Here is a 2,753-nt window from a genome sequence, read left to right on the forward strand (position 1 = left end):
CCCATGCGCCCCATCGGCGTACGAAGGAGATAAAGGAGCGGGGATGAAGGCGGTATAAGTGACTCATAATGAATGAGTTAGTGGTTAGGTCAATGGATACCATCTGATGGTATCCATTGGTATAATGCATCCGGAGAGAAAGGATGCGGAAGAACACGAGCATCACGCTTGGTGAGCACTTCGCGGCATTCGTCGAAGACCTGGTGGCTCTGGGCCGTTATGGCAACGCGAGCGAAGTCATCCGCGCGGGCCTGAGGCTCCTCGAGGAGCGCGAAGCGAAGCTCAAGGCCCTACGTCAGGCCATCGACGAAGGCCTCGAGAGTGGCCCCGCCGAGCCGTTCGACGTCGAAGCGTTCATCGAGAGGAAGGCGCGCGGGCGCAAGCGTGCTTGAGATTACGCTCAGGCCGAAAGCCCGCGCCGATCTCGACGGGATTTGGGATTACACGGTTGAGACGTGGGGCCACGAGCAAGCCGAGCGGTACCTGGGTGCGGCCAAGCAACGGTCTCGAACTTCTCGGCTATCGGTTCTTTTCGGCCGCTCGAAGCGATTCAAGTAACTTTCGAATCTTTCGTTCGCATCGCAAGAATCTACTCGGATTCATTCCTCCTATTTCTTACGAATTGCCCATCCCCTTTCTCGGGACGAGCTCAATTCCCCCTTCCGAGGACCTCGAAGCGTCGAGACAGCCGATTTCCTGCCGCATCGACGACGGTGACCTGGTGCCAGCCGGGCTCCATGTCGAGCGCTTGCTGGTGAAAGGTGCGGGTCGTGCCGAGATACCCGTCGTCCAGGTGCCAATGGAGGATCGCGTCGGGGTCGCGGTGCACGGCCTCGAAGACCGTCCGTCCCTTGTTGCCCGAGAGCTCGAGGGGGATATAGAGCCTCGTTCCCGAGTGGGGGTAGAGGAAATCGATGGGACCTCTGCCGTCACTCGCCACCGTCCGGCAGTCGTTTCGATAGGGCGGCAGAGGCCGATAGTCCGCGTGATACTTTCGGAAGTAGAACTCCTGATTCGGCGGAAGCACGAACCACGAACGATGCGTCATGGCGCTCGGGGATTCGCACGCGCTGTCGACGCGGAAGCGGCCGCTGGAATCGAGATGGATCCGTCGATGGAAAGGGCTCTGCCGCTCGAAATGAGCCTCGGCGGGGGCCCATTGGCGCTCGGTCTCGCAGCCTCCCGAAGCGAGAAAGCCGTCGCTCTTGCAGACGTCGAGCTCCTTCATGAACCGGTAAGGCGGCATGAACCAGGAGTCGTTGTCGAGCCGGCCGAACACGTCGAAGAGTATGGGTGCGGCGGCGGTCGCGCCGGTGAGCCCGGGGCGGCCTTCACCGTTGGCGTTACCGACCCACACGCCCACGGTGTAACGGTTCGTAGTTCCGACGGCCCATCCATCGCGGAGCCCGAAGCTCGTTCCCGTCTTCCAGGCGATGGGCCGCGCGCTGGTGAAGCTTCTCCAGTGACCCTCGTCACCGGGGCGAGCCACTTCGACGAGTGCTTTGAGCGTCAACCAGGCGGCGCCGGGTCCGATCTCCGCCAACTGGCCCGTGACATCCTCCTCACCCTGAAGGAGGCGCAACCGCCGTTGCTGCGGTCGCGCTCGCTGCTCGCCTGCGATGTGGGCGAGGTTCGCGTACATCGAGGTGATGTCCCAGAGCGTGCCTTCCGCCCCTCCAAGGATGAGCGTGAGGCCGTAGCCATCGGGCTCGCGCCACAGCGTCGTCATGCCGAAACCCTCGAGAAAATCGTAGAAGCGGTTCACGCCGTGATGTTTCAACATATGCACCGCTGGGACGTTCAGGGATTGGGCGAGGGCGACCTCGGCGGGCACGGCGCCGCGATACGAGCGGTCGAAGTTCTCGGGCATGTAGCCCGCGTATTGAACGGGAACGTCGGGGACGAGAGTCGTGGGGACGATCTCGCCCTCCTGGATCATCGATGCGAAGAGAAACGGCTTGAGGATGCTGCCGGTGCTGCGGGGCCTTTGAATCACGTCCACGGCATAACCGCGATCCTCGTCGACCGACCATTCGGTGTTCCCGACGTAGGCGAGGACCTCGAAGCTCTGGTTGTCGACGACGAGAACGGCGACGTTGTCGATCCCCTGCGAGCCCAAACGTTCGCCCTGCCGTGAGACCACCCGCTGCACCGCCTCCTGAAGAGACGCGGAAAGGTTAGTCTCGAAACGGTGCTGGCGCGTTTCGCGCGACAGCGTGGCGAGAAGATGGGGCGCTTTTCGAGGGAGAGCGTGCGGGTGCAAGGGAAGGGGTTCCCGGAGAGCGAGCGCGAGCTCCAGATCGTCGATCCGGCCCGCCTCGTTCAGCCGGGTGAGGAGCGCGTTTCTCTTCCTCTCGAGCGTCTCTCGGTTTTTTCCCGGATGGACGAGGGTGGGGGCGTTCGGGAGAACCGCGAGTGTTGCGGCCTCGGCCCAGGAAAGCGAGCCCGGGGGCCGTCCGAAATAGCGCCAGGCGGCCGCCTCGAGCCCCACGACGTTTCCACCGAAGGGGGCGTGGCTTGCCCAGAGGGCCAGGATCTCGTCCTTGTCGTAGCGTAGCTCGAGACGAAGCGCGAGGATGGCCTCGACCAGCTTCTCCAGATACGTTCGGTCCCGATTGCTCCGTGACAGTCGAATGACCTGCATGGTGAGCGTGCTGCCGCCGCTCACGACATGACCGCGCGACAGGTTCAGGTGGACGGCGCGACAATAGCGAGAGGGTCGACGCCGGGATGGGAGAAAAAAAGCGCTTGTC

General features: G+C 62.9%; 2 protein-coding genes. One reads left to right on the forward strand and one right to left on the reverse strand.

Annotation, left to right across the window (positions count from 1 at the left end):
* The first annotated feature begins 143 nt into the window (after positions 1-143).
* Positions 144-392 carry a type II toxin-antitoxin system ParD family antitoxin gene (locus VEK15_01205; protein ID HXV59281.1) on the forward strand — a complete coding sequence of 83 codons (249 nt, stop codon included), beginning with the start codon at positions 144-146 and terminating at the stop codon, positions 390-392.
* 257 nt (positions 393-649) lie between these two features.
* Here VEK15_01205 and pbpC read toward each other — a convergent pair.
* Positions 650-2,753: penicillin-binding protein 1C (gene pbpC, locus VEK15_01210; protein ID HXV59282.1), on the reverse strand; the 2,104-nt coding region annotated here is incomplete at its 5' end.

This window comes from Vicinamibacteria bacterium, assembly GCA_035620555.1.
In the GTDB taxonomy this organism is placed as follows: domain Bacteria; phylum Acidobacteriota; class Vicinamibacteria; order Marinacidobacterales; family SMYC01; genus DASPGQ01.